The sequence below is a fragment of the Streptomyces katrae genome (assembly GCF_000717655.1).
Taxonomy (GTDB): domain Bacteria; phylum Actinomycetota; class Actinomycetes; order Streptomycetales; family Streptomycetaceae; genus Streptomyces; species Streptomyces katrae_B.
Window position 1 is genome coordinate 74,883 of the sequence record NZ_JNZY01000013.1, and the last position, 15,823, is coordinate 90,705.

Below are 15,823 nucleotides of genomic sequence, written 5' to 3' on the forward strand. Positions count from 1 at the left end.
CCCCGCCCCCGGGCACGCCGGGCACCCGGTCCGCCCCTGAGTGCCGCCCGGCCGGCCGTCATACCAGAGGAGGAGGCGGGACGCCCCGCGATCAGACTCCAGTGGGCCAGGGAACGGGCACCGCGGCTGATCCCCGGCGCCACGGGCGCGGCGACGATGGAAGGGTCCCGCCGATCAGCAGACCGCACCCCGGTCCGCAGCCCGAGGAGTCGCTTCCGTGACCACCATGAACTACGCCCCCCGCACCACCCAGGCCGTGGCCGCCCGGGCGACCGGCCTCTCCAAGGTGTACGGCCAGGGCGAGACCCAGGTGGTCGCCCTCGACAACGTCTCCGTGGACTTCGGGCAGGGCCAGTTCACCGCGATCATGGGGCCCTCTGGCTCCGGCAAGTCCACGCTGATGCACTGCGTCGCCGGCCTGGACACCTTCTCCGCCGGCTCCGTCCGCATCGGCGACACGGAGCTCGGCACCCTCAAGGACAAGCAGCTGACCCAGCTGCGCCGGGACAAGATCGGCTTCATCTTCCAGGCGTTCAACCTGCTGCCGACCCTGACGGCGCTGGAGAACATCACCCTGCCGATGGACATCGCGGGCCGCAAGCCCGACAAGCAGTGGCTGGACAACGTGATCAGCATGGTCGGCCTCTCCGACCGGCTCGGCCACCGTCCCACCCAGCTCTCCGGCGGCCAGCAGCAGCGCGTGGCCGTGGCCCGCGCCCTGGCCTCCCGCCCCGAGATCATCTTCGGTGACGAGCCCACCGGAAACCTGGACTCGCGCTCCGGCGCCGAAGTCCTCGGCTTCCTGCGCAACTCCGTCCGCGAGCTCGGCCAGACCGTCGTCATGGTGACCCACGACCCAGTGGCCGCCTCCTACGCGGACCGCGTCATCTTCCTCGCCGACGGCCGCATCGTCGACGAGATGCTCAGCCCCACCGCCGACGGCGTGCTCGACCGCATGAAGGCCTTCGACGCCAAGGGCCGCACCAGCTGAGGGACTGCCCCTCCGCCAGTCCTCCTCCGCTGACCCACGACATCCTGGACTCCTCCACCATGTTCCGTACCGCCCTGCGCAACGTCCTCGCGCACAAGGCCAGGCTGCTGATGACGGTGCTCGCCGTCACCCTCGGCGTCGCCTTCGTATCCGGCACCCTCGTCTTCACCGACACCCTCAAGAAGTCCCTCTCAGGCCAGTCCGCCAAGAGCTACGAGGGAGTGGCCGTCTCCGTCACCTCGTACGGCCAGGGCCGCAACGCAGCGGGCGAGAAGGAGGGCGAGCCCGGCCTCAGCCAGCAGACCCTCGACAAGGTCAAGGCGCTCCCGGGCGTGGCCTCCGTCTCGGGGCGCGTCTCCGGCTTCGCCGGCGTCGGCGACGAGAACGGCAAGCTGATCGGCTCCGGCTGGTCCAACCAGGGCGCCAACTACACGCCCGTCAAGGACGGCAAGGACCCGCGCTACGCGTTCACCCAGGGCGCCGGTCCGGCCAAGGCCGACGAGATCGCGCTCGACAGGGCGACCGCCGACAAGGGCAGGTACAAGGTCGGCGACAAGGTCCGCGTCGCCACCAACGGCCCGGTCAAGGAGTACTCCCTCGCCGGTGTCTTCACCACCGAGGACGGCGCCGTCCAGGCCGGCGGCAGCCTGGTGCTCTTCGACACCAAGGTCGCCCAGGACCTCTACCTCAAGCCCGGCTACTTCCAGGAGATGTCGGTCGGTGCCAAGGACGGCACGTCCGCCGACAAGCTGCTGGCCGACATCAAGCCGCTGGTCGACAGCAAGAACACCAAGGCGCAGACGGGTGCGGCGCTCGCCAAGGAGCAGGCCAAGGAGATCGAGAAGGGCCTCGGCCAAATGGGCACCATGCTGCTCGTCTTCGCCGGCATCTCGCTCTTCGTCGGCATCTTCCTGATCTACAACACCTTCACCATGCTGGTCACCCAGCGCACCAGGGAGCTGGCCCTGCTGCGCGCCGTCGGCGCCCACCGCGGCCAGGTCATGCGCTCGGTGCTCGCCGAGGCCCTGGTCGTCGGCGCCGTGTCCGCCGCCGTCGGCCTGATCAGCGGTATCGGCCTCGCGGTCGGCATGCGCTCCCTGATCGGCTCCTTCGGCGCCAAACTCCCGGGCGGTGGCCTGGTGATCGCCCCGGGCACCGTCGTCGCGGCCCTGGTCATCGGCGTCCTCGTCACGACGATCGCCGCAGTGCTGCCGGCCTGGCGCACCGGCCGGATCGCCCCGGTCGCCGCCATGGGCAGCGCCCACCTGCCGGCCACCGCGAAGTCCCTGGTCCTGCGCAACGTCCTCGGTTCCGTCATCAGCCTCCTCGGCATCGGCCTGGTCGTGCTCGGCGTGTCCATGGGCGGCGACGACGGCCGCATGACCATCGGCGCGGGCGCCTTCTTCATGCTCATCGGCATGATCGTGCTGCTGCCGCTGCTGTCCAAGCCGGTCATCGGGGCCGTCCGCCCGCTGCTGCAGAAGGTGTTCGGCATCCCCGGCAAGCTGGCCTCCCAGAATGCCGTCCGCAACCCGCGCCGCACCGCCGTCACCGCCGCGTCCCTGGCCATCGGCCTGACCCTGGTCACCACCCTGTCGGTGCTCGGCATCACCGTGGGCAAGGTCGTCGACCGCATGAGCACGGAAAAGCTCAAGGCGGACTACAAGGTCTCCATGGCCGACGACATGGGCAGCCTCGACAAGTCGGTGGCCGAGACCCTGGCCAAGGCGCCCGGCATCAAGGCCGTCTCCCCGCAGACGGGTGGCTACTTCAAGGTCGGCGAGGACTTCCGGTCGGTTTCCGGTGTCACCCCGGCCGCCATCGGCCAGCTGCTGAACATCGAGACCGTCAGCGGCTCGGTGGACTCCCTCGGCAAGGGCGAGATCCTGGTCGCCGAGAAGACCGCGAAGAAGCAGGACCTCGGCGTCGGCTCCACGCTCAAGGTGCGGTACGACGACGGCCGGGAGGCGACCCTCAAGGTCGGCGCGGTCTACAAGGACATGGAGGGCCTGCTCTCCCCGTACGTCATCGACGACAAGATCCTCGGCGAGCACAGCGAGGAGCAGTACGTCCGCGAGGTGTACGTCAACGTCGACGGCGGGGCGTCCAAGGCCGGCCAGCAGAAGGTCATCGACGCCCTCGGCAAGAACCCGGCCATCACCGTCGCCACCCAGCAGGACATGCGCAACGAGATGGGCGGCATGATCAACACGATGCTGAACGTCATGTACGGCCTGCTCGGCATGGCCCTGATCATCTCGGTGCTCGGTGTGGTCAACACCCTGGCGATGTCCGTCTTCGAGCGGACCCAGGAGATCGGCATGCTGCGGGCGATCGGTCTCGACCGGGGCCGGGTCAAGAACATGATCCGCCTGGAGGCCGTCGTGATCTCGCTCTTCGGAGCGGCCCTGGGCGTCGCCATCGGCATCTTCCTCGCCTGGGCGGTCGGCACCACGCTGGCGAAGGCCATGCCGAACTACGAACTGATCCTCCCGTGGGACCGGATCGGCATCTTCCTCCTGCTGGCCGCCGTGGTCGGCGTCCTGGCCGCCATGTGGCCGGCCCGCAGCGCGGCCCGGCTGAACATGCTGACCGCCATCAAGACGGAGTAGCGCAGAGCGGTTCGCAGGGACACGGAAGGGCCCCGGGGCGTGCCCCGGGGCCCTTCCCGTTCGTGCGGGGACCTGCAGTACGGGACCTGCGGTACGGGACCCGCCGTACCGGGCTCACGCGCCCCAGGTGCGCAGCCGCAGCGGCAGGCCCGAGCGGCCGGCCGCCGCCGGCTTCACGGCGAGGACCTGGTTGACGCCGAGCCGGCCGTGCTCGAAGCCCAGCGCCGAGGCCGCCATGTACAGCAGCCAGACCCGGGCCCGCCCGGGCGAGGTCAGCCGTACGACCTCCTCCCAGTGCTCCTCCAGCCGGGCCACCCAGGCGCGCAGGGTCAGCCCGTAGTGCTCGCGCAGCGCCTCCACGTCGCGGACCTCGAACCCGGCGCGTTCCAGCTCGCCCACCGTCGTGCCCACCGGGGAGAGCTCCCCGTCGGGGAAGACATAGGCGTCGATGAACTCGTCCACGTGGTACGCCTCTTCGTCCGGCTCCGGCGGGCGCGCGATCTGGTGGTTCAGCAGCCGGCCGCCGGGGGTCAGCAGGCCGTGCAGGGTGCGGGCGTACTCGCGGTAGCGCTCCGCTCCCACGTGCTCGGCCATGCCGATGGACGAAATGGCGTCGTACGGGCCGTCCTTGACGTCCCGGTAGTCCTGGATCCGGATGTCGACCCGGTCGGCCAGGCCCTCCTCCGCGGCCCGCTTGCGGGCGTACACGGCCTGTTCGCGCGAGAGGGTGACACCGGTGACGCGGACCCCGTACTCCCGGGCCGCGTGCAGGGCCATGGAGCCCCAGCCGCAGCCGACGTCGAGGAGCCGCAGGCCGGGCTCGAGGCCCAGCTTCCGGCAGACCAGGTCGAGTTTGTCCCGCTGGGCGTCCTCCAGGGTGGCGCCGGGGCTCCAGTAGGCGCAGGAGTACACCATCGACGGGCCCAGCACGTGCTCGTAGAACTCGTTGCCGACGTCGTAGTGATGGCTGATCGCCTGCCGGTCGCGGCTTTTGGTGTGCAGCGGGCCGCCGCGGCGGGGGGCCTCCTCCGGCGGCGGAGCGGGCGCCGGCCACGGCCGGGCCAGCGCGACGAGGTCGCGCAGGGCGGACCGGGCGGCGGGGTCGCGCAGCAGCGCGGCGGTCCCGGCGGCGCCCGTCGTCGCCCGGTGCGGCAGGTGCGGGCGCAGGGCGGCGAGTTTGCCGAGCCCCGAGCGGCGGACCGCCGGCTCGGCTTCGGGGGTGGTGGCGGTGGCGGTGGCGGGATCCCGCTCCCAGAGCAGGCCGGCCACCCGGTCCAGCAGTTCGAACAGGTCGCCCTCGACGGTGAGGTCGCCGGCGACCCAGGCACGGGCCAGGCCCAGTTCACCCGGTCGCCACAGGACACGGCGCAAGGCGCGCCGGTTGGCCAGCACCAGGGTGGGGCCGGTGGGCGGTCCTGCCTCGCTGCCGTCCCAGGCGCGAATCCGGACGGGCACGGGGGCGCCCAGCAGTGTCTCGGCAAGAGCGGCCAGCCGCGGCGCGGCGTCGGTCATCGTAGGCACCTCCAGAACGATCCGACCGAACGGCCTACCCACTTCCGGGATCCGTCAATCGAAGACCGCTCCATCGGCGGGGTCGCCGGAGGATCCCGCCGAGGGGGCCTCCGGGAACGCCGAAGGGGCCGCCCGCACCACGGATGGCGGGCGGCCCCTTCGGGGACGTGCTGGAGGTGTTGCCGGTCAGGCCCGGGTCAGGAGGCCTTGGCCTTCGCGGCGGGGGCTGCCGCGGCGGCCGGCGCCGGCGCCGGCTTGGCGGCCTCGTAGAACTCCTCGCGCGGAGTCTCGAGCGCACCGAGGGAGACGACCTCGCGCTTGAGGAACATGGCGAGGGTCCAGTCGGCGAAGACGCGGATCTTGCGGTTCCAGGTCGGCATGGCCATGCCGTGGTAGCCACGGTGCATGTACCAGGCGAGCCGGCCCTTGAGCTTGATCTTCGTCTTGCCCATGACGATCATCGCGACGCCCTTGTGGAGGCCGAGGCCCGCCACCGCACCCTTGTTGGAGTGCGAGTACTCGGCCTGCGGGAAGCCCCGCATGCCCGAGATGACGTTGTCGCCGAGGACCTTGGCCTGGCGCAGCGCGTGCTGGGCGTTCGGCGGGCACCAGGCGTTCTCGACGCCGGCCTTGCGGGCGGCGACGTCCGGGACCTGGGCGTTGTCGCCCGCGGCCCAGATGTAGTCGGTGCCCTGGACCTGGAGGGTCGGGGCGGTGTCGACGTGGCCGCGCGGGCCGAGCGGCAGGCCGTAGCGGGCCAGCGCCGGGTTGGGCTTGACGCCTGCGGTCCACACGATGGTGTCGGAGTCGACCTCGAGGCCGTTCTTCAGCACCACGTGGCCGTCCACGCAGGAGTCCATGGAGGTGCTGAGGTAGATCTCGATGCCGCGGGACTCGAGGTGCTCCTTGCCCCAGGTGCCGAGCTTGGGCCCGACCTCGGGGAGGATCTTGTCGGCCGCGTCCACCAGGATGAAGCGCATGTCCTCGCGCTTGATGGTGGTGTAGTACTTCGCGGCGTCGCGGGCCATGTCCTCGACCTCGCCGATCGTCTCGGCACCGGCGAAGCCGCCGCCGACGAAGACGAAGGTGAGGGCCTTGCGGCGGACGTTCTCGTCCGTCGTGGACTCGGCCTTGTCGAGCTGCTCGAGGACGTGGTTGCGCAGGCCGATGCCCTCTTCGACGCCCTTCATGCCGATGCCCTGTTCGGCGAGGCCGGGGATCGGGAAGGTGCGGGAGACGGCGCCGAGCGCGATCACCAGGTAGTCGAAAGGCAGCTCGTACGCCTCGCCGACGAGCGGCGTGACGACGGCGACCTTGCGGTCCTGGTCGATGCTGGTGACCCGGCCGGTGAGAACCTCTGCCTTGGGCAGCACGCGTCGCAGCGGGACGACGACGTGCCGAGGCGAGATGCTGCCTGCGGCCACTTCGGGGAGGAAGGGCTGGTAGGTCATGTACGACCGCGGGTCGACGACCGTGACGGTCGCCTCGCCATAGCGCATCTTCTTCATGATCCGCTTGGCCGCGTACAGGCCTACGTACCCACCTCCTACAACGAGGATCCTGGGACGCTCCGTGGTGCTCATGGAACGAGTATCCAGCACCCAAAGGGGTGCCGCTCGTGAGCCCCTTCACAAGGTGCCGGAAAGCCTCTGCTACACTGCGCGGCCCACGTGACGGAGGTCATGGCGCCGAAGGGGAACCAGGGTGTAACGGGAGTCGTTGTTCACCCGTCCTGAACTGGCCTCCAAGCCCATAAGCGGAGTAGACCACCGGGTTGGTGGATACCTACCGACGAGGCCGGACCGCGCCCTCGAAACGCACGAACGCCGACGAAAAAGAGGCCCGCGAGCCCCGGGAGCCCCCCAAAGAGACCTTCCCGGGGCCCATCAGGCCCCTTTTCCTTGTGAAGAACTTCACGAACTTTCTGTGGAGGGCGGGACCTAAGGGCACCGTAAGGGCCCCCGGGCGTCCCCGGCAGGCCCCCCACGACCCCCGCACGAGCCCCGCACCAGCCTCCCGCGACCCGCCCGTCAGGCGATGGACCAGGCGATTCCGTCGAGGATGTCGTGCTCCGAGACCACGACCTCGGAGGCACCGATGCGCTCCATGATCGCGAGCAGTACGAGGGTGCCCGCGCCGATGACGTCCACCCGGCCCGGGTGCAGGACCGGGATCGCCGCGCGTTCGGCGTGCACCGACGTCAGCATGCGTTCGGTGATCTCACGGACCTGCTCGTACGGGATGCGCGCGTGGTGGATCGCGGAGGAGATGTACTCCGGCAGCCCCAGCGCGATCCCGGCGACCGTGGTCACCGAGCCGGCCAGGCCCACCAGCGTGCGCGCCTCGGACAGCGGGACCGTCTGCTCGACGAGGTCCAGCGCCGCCTCGATGTCGGCCTTTATGGCGGCGATCTGCTGCGCGGTCGGCGGGTCGGTGACCGCGCCGTCCACCACCAGGTGGCGCTCGGTCATGCGGACGCAGCCCACGTCGACCGAAAGGGCCGCCCGTACGTGCTCCTCGCCGACGACGAACTCGGTCGAGCCGCCGCCGATGTCCACCACCAGGAAGGGCTTCTCCATGTGGGTGGTGCCCGTCAGCTCCTTGGTGGCGCCGATGAAGGAGAACTCCGCCTCCTGGTCACCGGAGATCACCTCGGGCTCGACGCCCAGGATTCCGAGGACCCCCTGAACGAACTCGTCCCGGTTCTCGGCGTCGCGGGAGGCCGAGGTCGCCACGAAGCGCAGCCGCTGCGCACCCAGCTCCTCGATGACCGCCGCGTACTCGCGGCAGGCCGCGAAGGTGCGCTCAAGCGCCTCCGGGGCCAGCCGGCCCGTCTTGTCCACGCCCTGGCCCAGGCGGACGATCGTCATCCGCCGGTCCAGCTCGACCAGCTCGCCGGTGGCGGGGTCGCAGTCCGCGACGAGCAGGCGGATGGAGTTCGTACCGCAGTCGATGCCGGCGACGCGGGTCACGCGTCCGACTCCTTCTTCTCCGCCTTCTCCGCGCACGGGGTGACGCAGGCGCCCTTGGCCCACCACTCCGGCAGCATCGCCAGCGCCTCGTCGCCGAACGGGTTCACCCCGGGACCGGCGGCCAGCGAGTGGCCGACCAGCACGTGCAGGCACTTCACCCGGTCCGGCATCCCGCCGGCGCTCGGGAAGCCCTGGAGCACCTCGATGGCGTCACGGCGCCGGATGTAGTCCTCGTGCGCGGCCTGGTAGGCGGCGGCCAGCTCTGGGTCCTCGGCGAGGCGGGCCTGCATCTCCTTCATCACGCCGTTCGCCTCGAGCGTGCCGATCGCGGAGGCCGCGCGCGGGCAGGTGAGGTAGTACAGCGTCGGGAAGGGCGTGCCGTCGGGGAGGCGCGGGGCGGTCTCCACCACGTCCGGCTGGCCGCAGGGGCAGCGGTGGGCGATGGCGCGCAGCCCGCGCGGCGGGCGGCCGAGCTGCTGCTGGAACGCGTCGATGTCCGCGTCGGTCGGCTCGGTCCGGTCGGTCTGGGGCGGGGGCGTCTGCATGCCTGGAGGAAGTCTCTTCGTTCTCGTGGATGGGTGCGGTGCTCGGGGCGCGGTACTCGCAGTGCCGTTGTTCGTCACTCGCCGGGGCGGTCGGCCTTGTCGACGCCGTCCCAGACGTTGGAGTACCAGGGCCGGTCGGAGCCGGCCGATCCGGTGCGGTGCCGCTCGGCGGCCCCTGCCCCGGGGTCGGTCATGATGTAGCTGATCTCGCCCGGCCGGACGAAGTGCAGGTGCTTGCGCGCCTGCTGCTCCGCGTACGCGTTGTCCTGCCAGCGGGCCTTCTCGTCGCGGAGGCGTTCGAGGCGTCGGCTCGCGGCCTCGGCGGCCCGCTGCTGCTCCGCGATCTCCGAACGCTGGGAGACGTACTGGCGCATCGGATACGCGAGGGCGACGACCAGCGTACAGAGGACGAGCACCAGGAGTGCGGCCCGGCCGGTGAGCCGGCTGCGGCGGACCTGACGGCGCGTCTGCGAGCGGTAGACGTGGGCTGCGGTCCGCTCACCGAGCTGCTTGAGCCTGGTCGCGGTGGAGAAGGTGGAGAACCGATCCCGGTTCCCGGCCATTGATCCCGCCTCCCCTGCTACGCGGTACGCACTACGCAATACGTCCCCGCACACGGTACGGGACCGAGTGCGGGGACGTACGGAAGCAAGCGCGTGATTAACGCTCGGCCCTCAGCACTCAGCCCTTGAAGCGCGGGAAGGCGGAGCGGCCCGCGTACACCGCGGCGTCGTCGAGGATCTCCTCGATGCGCAGCAGCTGGTTGTACTTGGCGACGCGGTCCGAGCGGGCCGGGGCGCCGGTCTTGATCTGACCGCAGTTCACGGCGACGGCGAGGTCGGCGATGGTGACGTCCTCGGTCTCACCGGAACGGTGCGACATCATGCACTTGAAGCCGTTGCGCTGGGCCATCTCGACGGCGTCGAGGGTCTCGGTCAGCGAACCGATCTGGTTCACCTTGACGAGCAGGGCGTTCGCGGAGCCCTCCTCGATACCGCGGGCCAGGCGCTCGGGGTTGGTGACGAAGAGGTCGTCGCCGACGATCTGGACCTTGGAGCCCAGCTTGTCGGTGATGGTCTTCCAGCCGGCCCAGTCGTCCTCGAAGAGCGGGTCCTCGATGGAGACCAGCGGGTACGCCTCGACGAGCTCGGCGTAGTAGTCGGTCATCTCGGCGGCCGAGCGGGACTGGCCCTCGAACTCGTACTTGCCGTCCTTGTAGAACTCGGACGCGGCGACGTCGAGCGCGAGCGCGATGTCCTTGCCCGGGGTGTAGCCGGCCTGCTTGATGGCCTCGACGATGAGGTCGAGCGCGGCGCGGTTGGACTCCAGGTTCGGGGCGAAGCCGCCCTCGTCGCCCAGGCCGGTGGACAGACCCTTGGTGTGCAGGACCTTCTTGAGGGTGTGGTAGACCTCGGCACCCCAGCGCAGCGCCTCGGAGAAGGACTCCGCGCCGATCGGGGCGATCATGAACTCCTGGATGTCCACGTTGGAGTCGGCGTGCGACCCACCGTTGAGGATGTTCATCATCGGAACGGGCAGCAGGTGCGCGTTCGGGCCGCCGAGGTAGCGGAAGAGCGGGAGGTCCGAGGCCTCGGACGCGGCGTGCGCGACGGCGAGGGACACGCCGAGGATGGCGTTGGCGCCGAGCGAGCCCTTGTTGTCGGTGGCGTCCAGGTCGAACATGGCCTGGTCGATCAGGCGCTGCTCGGTGGCGTCGTAGCCGACGAGCTCCGGGCCGATCTGCTCGATGACCGCGAGGACGGCCTTCTCGACACCCTTGCCCATGTAACGGTTGGGGTCACCGTCGCGGAGCTCAATGGCCTCGAAGGCACCGGTGGAGGCGCCGGACGGAACTGCAGCACGGCCGGTGCTGCCATCGTCGAGGCCCACCTCGACCTCGACCGTGGGGTTGCCTCGGGAGTCCAGGATTTCCCGGGCTACGACGACGTCGATGGACGGCACGAGCATCTCCTTCTGGGATGTGACGCTGGGTGTGCGGTGGCATGTCGGACCGTGGGATGGCCCCGCCGACTAGAGCCTAACCGGCTCCGGGCACTAGGCCGGCCGACCGCCCGCCTCCTGGGACGAAAAAGGGCCCGAATACCCGCCTTCCGGTACATAGGACTCCTGACCGCTGCCGTCCCGGCCGGGTCCTGGGCGGGTCCGGGAGGGGAATCAGGAGAGGACCGGGCCGGACAAACGCCGCCGCCCGGCGCGTGGGGGGAAGACGCGCCGGGCGGTGGGGATGCTGCGTGCTGTGCTCGCTGCCGCAGTTGTTACGGCAGGGTTCAGCTGAGCTTCAGCTTCTGACCGGGGAAGATCAGGTCGGCGTCCGAGACGATGTCCTTGTTGAGCTCGAAGAGCTTCTCCCAGCCGCCCTTGACGCCGTTGACCTCGGCGATGGTGCCGAGGGTGTCGCCGGGCTTGACCTCGTACGAGCCGTTGCCGGTCTTCGGGGCCGGGGCCTCGGAGCGCTCGGAGCGGGTCGTCGGAGCCTCGGAGCGCTTCGTCTCCTTCTTGGGCTCGGTCTTCTTCGGCTGGGTCTTCTTGGTCTCGGTCTTCTGCTCCGTCTTCTTCGGGGTGTCGGTCGTACCACCGCCGGTGTAAGAGGAGTTGGAGAGGCCGACGCCGCAGGACGGCCACGCGCCCTTGCCCTGGCCCTTGAGGACCTTCTCGGCTATGGCTATCTGCTGCGACTTGGAGGCCTGGTTGGCCTGCGCGGCGTACGCCTTGCCGCCGTACGCGGCCCAGGTGGAGGACGAGAACTGCAGGCCGCCGTAGTAGCCGTTGCCCGTGTTGATGGACCAGTTGCCGCCGGACTCGCACTGCGCGACGCGGTCCCACTCGGACGCGGTGGCGGCGGAGGCCGAGCCGGCCGCCATCAGCGGGGCGGCGACGGCGACACCGGCGACGCCGGCGAGCGTGACGATGCGGGTGGTCCGCTGGATGGCCGTGGCGCGACGGTGCTTGCCCTTGCCGGAAAGCAGCATGGAGTTCTCCTCACCGACGCCTACGAGGTGAGCTGTCGGGTTCGGGCGGATGAGTGCCCGGCCGTGCGACGTGGCGCACGACTTAACCCCTAGCCGTTTCCGTGACCGTCTCTCAACGGCCGGTCCCGGCGCCTACCTTGGTTCCCCCGCTCCTGCCTTCGGCGCTTGACGCGACGACTGTTCCCTCCGGCCGCCGGCAGGATTCGGCGATGCGGTCGAAGGAGCCCGCGGTGGCGGGCGACTCAGAAGGTAGACAGGTCTCTCCCCGATGTTCAACGAGGAACACCGGGGAGAAACGGCCCCTACTTGCGCTCCCTTTAGGGGCGTTTGCGCAGGTGAGGACCGGGTTTGCGGAAGACTCCGGGCGGGACACGCCAGTTGACCGGAAGAGACACATGTCTCACTTGCAGATAACGGGCATTCAGCCCTTTCCGGGTGTCCGAAGTGCCGCTATTCCTAGCTTAGATCCAGGTTCTGGCCGGGCTTGATCAGATCCGCGTCCTTGCCGATGACCTGCTCGTTGGCCTGGTAGAGCGCGTTCCAGCCGCCCTTGACCCCCTTGGCAGACGCGATGGTGGCCAGACTGTCGCCCGCCTGGACGGTGTACGAGGGCGCCGACGCCCCCTCAGATGCGGCGGGCAGCTCGAGGGCGGGCGTACCACGGTGCTTGCCGGTGCCGGTGAGGTCCGGGACGGCACTCGGGTCGGTGGAGGCGCCCGGGGCACCCGGGGCCGCGGGGGTGCCGGGGTCGGCCGGGACGACCGGAGCGGTCGGGTCCGTCGGGCTGCCGGGCGTGGCCGGGCTTCCCGGGGCGGTCGGGGCCGTCGGCGCCGTGGGAGTGCCCGGGTTGGCGGTCGGGTCGCCCGGGAGCACCGGGACGGTCGGCGACGTGGACGGCACGTCCGGGTCGGGCATGACGGGCAGTCCGCTGTTCGGCGCGAGCGGCGCCGGCGGGAGCGTGAAGTCCGGTGCCGGGGCCGGAGCCGGGGTCGGGGCGCCGAAATCGCGCGCCTTCGCGCCGGTGCCACCGGCCGGGACCGAGTCGTCGGGGCGCGAGGGGCTCGGGGTGACGGGGCCGAGCGTGCCGGGCAGGCCCGGGTCCACGGACGCGGCGGGGGCCTGCCGGGTCAGCCCGGCCGACTCCGAGCACTGCCCCCACGCCTGGGGGCCCTGGGTGCCCAGGACGCGCTCGGCGACGGCGATCTGCTGCGAACGGCTCGCGAGGTCGGGGCGCTCGGCGAAGTCGAGGCCGCCGGAGGAGTTCCACTGCTCCTGCGTGAACGAAAGTCCGCCGTAGGACCCGCTGCCGGAGTTGGCACTCCAGGAGCCGCCGCTCTCGCACTCGGCGACCTTGTCCCACGTGGAGGTGTCCGCCGCGCTCGCGCCGGTGGCGGCGAGCAGCGGCAGAGCCAGGGCGGAACCGGTGACTCCGGCGGTGACGACTATCGCGGGTACCTGGCGGGGGCGTCTGTGGCGGCCGTTCCCGGAACGCATGAGCTGCACCTTTCGCATAACGACTGGGTAACGGCAGAACCTAGCCGCCTTAGCACGCAAGTCACAACTCCTGACCGTGGCTGACTTACCGTCAGGGGGCCTTCAGGCGTTTCGGGCTGTAAACCTGACGGGAAGAGTGCGCAGGCCACGCATGATCAGACCTCCGCGCCAGCGAAGCTCGTTGGGCGGAACAGCGAGTTCCAGATCCGGCAGACGCGTCAGCAAAGTCGCAAGCGCCGTCTGCCCTTCAAGTCGTGCGAGCGGAGCACCCAGGCAGTAGTGGATGCCGTGCCCGTATCCGAGGTGCTGGTTGTCGGTGCGGGAGAGGTCGAGGGTGTCGGGATCGGCGAACCGCTCGGGGTCCCGGTCGGCCGCGGCGAGGACGACGAGCACCGGATCGCCGGCCGCGACGGCCTGGCCCCCGAGCTTCAGCGGCTCGGTGGCGAACCGCCAGGTGGCCAGCTCCACGGGGCCGTCGTAGCGGAGCAGTTCCTCGATGCCGGTCTCCAGCAGGCCGCTCTCCCCGGCGGCCAGGGAGTCCTGGAGGCGGGTGCGCTGACCGGGGTTCATGAACAGGGCGTGCACCCCGTTTCCGATCAGGTTCACCGTGGTTTCGAACCCCGCGAACAGGAGGATGAAGGCCATCGCCGTGGCCTCGGCCTCCGTCAGGTGGTCGCCGTGGTCGCTCGCGCGGATCAGGTCGGAGATGAGGTCATTGCCCAGATCGTCCCTTTTGCGATGGATGAGTTCGCCGAGGTAGGTCCGCATCTGCTTCACGGAGCGGGCGACGCCACCGCGCGGGCCACCGCCGTGGCGGATCATCATCCCGGCCCAGTCGCGGAAGTCGTCCTGGTCCTCGCGCGGTACGCCGAGCATCTCGCAGATGGCGTAGATGGGGAGCGGGAAGGCGAACTCGTGGATGAGGTCGGCTTCCCCCTTGCTCGCGAACTGATCGATGAGGTGGTCGGTCAGCTCCTGCACCCGCGGGGTGAACTCGGCCACCCTGCGCGGGGTGAACGCCTTCGACACCAGCCGCCGCAGCCGGGTGTGGTCCGGCGGGTCGATGTTGAGCAGGTGCGTCATCAGCTCCGCCTTGCGCTCCCCCGGGATCCCGGTCTTGCCCTTGGCGTGCGCCGGCTCCGCGTGGTGCGCCGGGTTCTTGCTGAGCCGCTGGTCCGCGAGGGCCTGGCGGGCGTCGGCGTACCGGGTGACCAGCCAGGCCTCGACCCCGCTGGGGAGCTTCGTGCGGTGCACCGGGGAGTGCTCGCGCAGCCAGGCGTACGCCGGGTACGGATCGGTCGCGAACTCCCAGTCGAACAGGGTCGGACCCTGGGGAGGAGTGCTGTCTGCGGGGGCTGCGGAGGTCGGCTCGTGCACCCGATGACCGTATCCCGCGGGTCGGCCGGCATCCCATATGGGTCGTTCGCCGCGGCTGTCCGTAGATCCGCCATCGCTTGACCTCGCGTTCCCCGGCCCTCCTACTTTCGGTTCTGTGGATGCAAGGATCTTGAAGAGCAGTTTCGCGGTGGTGGAGAGAAGGGCCGAGCACGCGGTCAAGTACTTCTACTCCCACCTCTTCTGGCACAACCCCGGGATCCGAGAACTCTTCCCGGCCCCCGCCGAGGACATGGAACGCCAGCGCGACCGGCTCTTCGCCGCGCTGACCCACGTGGTCGCCCACCTCGACGACGAGGGCCTCCTCCCCTATCTCCACGACCTCGGCCGTGACCACCGCAAGTTCCTCGCCCGGCCCGAGCACTACGCGGCCGTCGGCTCCAGCCTGCTCGCCGCGCTCGCCCGGACCTCCGGAGAGGCCTGGACCCCGGGCGTGGAGAAGGCCTGGTCCGAGGCGTACCAGGTGATCGCCGACGCCATGATGGAAGGAGCCGCCGCGAGCGAGGACCCGCCGTGGTGGGACGCCGAGATCGTGCGCCACCTCCAGTACGGGGAGGACATAGCGGTGCTGACCCTGCGCCCGCACGCCCCCCTCCCCTATCTCCCCGGCCAGTACGTGAGCGTGAGCAGCGAGCGGGTACCGACGACCTGGCGCACGTACTCCATCGGGAACGCCCCGCGCCCGGACGGCACCCTCGACCTGCACGTCAGCCGCATCGAGCACGGGCGGCTCAGCACCGCCCTGGTCCGCGAGGCCCGGCCGGGCGAGATACTGCGGCTCGGCGCGGCCGGCGGGCGGCTGACCTTCCGCCGCGCGGACCGGCCGGTCAGCTTCATCGCGGCGGGCACCGGCTGGGCGCCGGTCCGGGCCATGCTGGAGGAGCTCGCCGGGCAACCCCCCGATCAGGACGTAAGGCTCTTCGTCGTCGCCCGGGACGCCGCCCACCTCTACGACCGCCCGCTGATCGACGAGTACGCCGCAGCCTTCGGCTGGCTCGGCGTCACCTACATCACGCCCGCCCCCGGGCAGCACCGCAACCAGGCCACCGGGCGGCTCGCGACCGCGCTCGGCCACCGGGCGCTGTGGCCCGAGCAGGACGTCTACCTCAGCGGCCCGCCGCCGTTCATCGACGAGACCGCGTACCTGCTCCGGGAGCTCGGGGCCCTCCCCGGCCGGATCTTCCACGACTCCGTACCCGCCGCCGGCACGGGCCACGGCCCGAACGGCCGGCCCCTGGGCTTCGGGGAGTGGTTCCTGAGCCGCCCCGCCCCGCACTGGCACAACCCGTCGGGGCGCGAGCTCCGGTAGACC

The 15,823-nt window shown here is 70.6% G+C and carries 12 protein-coding genes and 1 riboswitch; of the genes, 3 read left to right on the plus strand and 9 right to left on the minus strand.

Going from position 1 to position 15,823, the window contains the following annotated elements:
• The first annotated feature begins 217 nt into the window (after positions 1 to 217).
• Both IF09_RS0118255 and IF09_RS0118260 read left to right on the plus strand, forming a co-directional pair.
• Positions 218 to 991 (plus strand): ABC transporter ATP-binding protein, encoded by a 774-nt coding sequence (locus IF09_RS0118255; RefSeq protein ID WP_030296958.1) that lies wholly within the window; start codon positions 218 to 220, stop codon positions 989 to 991.
• Positions 992 to 1,050: 59 nt separating this feature from the next.
• On the plus strand, positions 1,051 to 3,603 hold the full coding sequence (locus IF09_RS0118260) for an ABC transporter permease (protein ID WP_030296959.1): 2,553 nt from the start codon (positions 1,051 to 1,053) through the stop codon (positions 3,601 to 3,603).
• Positions 3,604 to 3,717: 114 nt separating this feature from the next.
• Here the strand turns inward: IF09_RS0118260 and IF09_RS0118265 are convergent, their stop codons facing one another.
• The 9 genes from IF09_RS0118265 to IF09_RS0118305 all read right to left on the minus strand — a co-directional run bounded on the left by IF09_RS0118265 (position 3,718) and on the right by IF09_RS0118305 (position 14,493).
• Complete coding sequence (locus IF09_RS0118265) at positions 3,718 to 5,115, minus strand: SAM-dependent methyltransferase (protein ID WP_030296961.1); 1,398 nt, start codon at positions 5,113 to 5,115, stop codon at positions 3,718 to 3,720.
• Between the two features lie 197 nt (positions 5,116 to 5,312).
• Positions 5,313 to 6,698 carry an NAD(P)/FAD-dependent oxidoreductase gene (locus IF09_RS0118270; RefSeq protein WP_030296962.1) on the minus strand — a complete coding sequence of 462 codons (1,386 nt, stop codon included), beginning with the start codon at positions 6,696 to 6,698 and terminating at the stop codon, positions 5,313 to 5,315.
• Between the two features lie 447 nt (positions 6,699 to 7,145).
• Positions 7,146 to 8,087, minus strand: a complete 942-nt coding sequence (locus IF09_RS0118275; RefSeq protein ID WP_030296963.1) for a Ppx/GppA phosphatase family protein — start codon at positions 8,085 to 8,087, stop codon at positions 7,146 to 7,148.
• Entirely contained in the window at positions 8,084 to 8,632 is a 549-nt protein-coding gene (locus tag IF09_RS0118280; RefSeq protein ID WP_030296964.1) for a DUF501 domain-containing protein, read from the minus strand. The genes IF09_RS0118275 and IF09_RS0118280 overlap by 4 nt, the downstream gene beginning before the upstream one ends.
• A gap of 74 nt (positions 8,633 to 8,706) precedes the next feature.
• The gene (locus IF09_RS0118285; protein WP_030296965.1) at positions 8,707 to 9,195 is read right to left on the minus strand and encodes an FtsB family cell division protein; all 489 of its coding nucleotides are present in this window, start codon (positions 9,193 to 9,195) and stop codon (positions 8,707 to 8,709) included.
• A 118-nt stretch (positions 9,196 to 9,313) separates the two neighbouring features.
• Positions 9,314 to 10,600 carry a phosphopyruvate hydratase gene (gene eno, locus IF09_RS0118290; protein ID WP_030296966.1) on the minus strand — a complete coding sequence of 429 codons (1,287 nt, stop codon included), beginning with the start codon at positions 10,598 to 10,600 and terminating at the stop codon, positions 9,314 to 9,316.
• 320 nt (positions 10,601 to 10,920) lie between these two features.
• Complete coding sequence (locus tag IF09_RS0118295; RefSeq protein WP_030296967.1) at positions 10,921 to 11,622, minus strand: transglycosylase family protein; 702 nt, start codon at positions 11,620 to 11,622, stop codon at positions 10,921 to 10,923.
• 2 nt (positions 11,623 to 11,624) lie between these two features.
• Positions 11,625 to 11,796: riboswitch (cyclic di-AMP (ydaO/yuaA leader) on the minus strand.
• Between the two features lie 282 nt (positions 11,797 to 12,078).
• Positions 12,079 to 13,116: a LysM peptidoglycan-binding domain-containing protein gene (locus IF09_RS0118300; protein ID WP_030296969.1), complete on the minus strand. Its 1,038-nt coding sequence runs from the start codon at positions 13,114 to 13,116 to the stop codon at positions 12,079 to 12,081.
• A 102-nt stretch (positions 13,117 to 13,218) separates the two neighbouring features.
• On the minus strand, positions 13,219 to 14,493 hold the full coding sequence (locus IF09_RS0118305; RefSeq protein WP_030296971.1) for a cytochrome P450 family protein: 1,275 nt from the start codon (positions 14,491 to 14,493) through the stop codon (positions 13,219 to 13,221).
• A gap of 115 nt (positions 14,494 to 14,608) precedes the next feature.
• On the opposite strand from IF09_RS0118305, the gene IF09_RS0118310 reads away from it, so the two are divergent.
• Positions 14,609 to 15,820, plus strand: a complete 1,212-nt coding sequence (locus IF09_RS0118310; RefSeq protein WP_051832621.1) for a globin domain-containing protein — start codon at positions 14,609 to 14,611, stop codon at positions 15,818 to 15,820.
• Positions 15,821 to 15,823 lie beyond the last annotated feature (3 nt).

Bases quoted from the DNA above. Each gene is read 5' to 3' on its own strand.
- IF09_RS0118260 (WP_030296959.1), top strand. From the start codon at position 1,051: ATGTTCCGTACCGCCCTGCGCAACGTCCTCGCGCACAAGGCCAGGCTG.
- IF09_RS0118265 (WP_030296961.1), bottom strand. From the start codon at position 5,115: ATGACCGACGCCGCGCCGCGGCTGGCCGCTCTTGCCGAGACACTGCTG.
- IF09_RS0118270 (WP_030296962.1), bottom strand. From the start codon at position 6,698: ATGAGCACCACGGAGCGTCCCAGGATCCTCGTTGTAGGAGGTGGGTAC.
- IF09_RS0118280 (WP_030296964.1), bottom strand. From the start codon at position 8,632: ATGCAGACGCCCCCGCCCCAGACCGACCGGACCGAGCCGACCGACGCG.
- IF09_RS0118285 (WP_030296965.1), bottom strand. From the start codon at position 9,195: ATGGCCGGGAACCGGGATCGGTTCTCCACCTTCTCCACCGCGACCAGG.
- eno (WP_030296966.1), bottom strand. From the start codon at position 10,600: ATGCTCGTGCCGTCCATCGACGTCGTCGTAGCCCGGGAAATCCTGGAC.
- IF09_RS0118295 (WP_030296967.1), bottom strand. From the start codon at position 11,622: ATGCTGCTTTCCGGCAAGGGCAAGCACCGTCGCGCCACGGCCATCCAG.
- IF09_RS0118300 (WP_030296969.1), bottom strand. From the start codon at position 13,116: ATGCGTTCCGGGAACGGCCGCCACAGACGCCCCCGCCAGGTACCCGCG.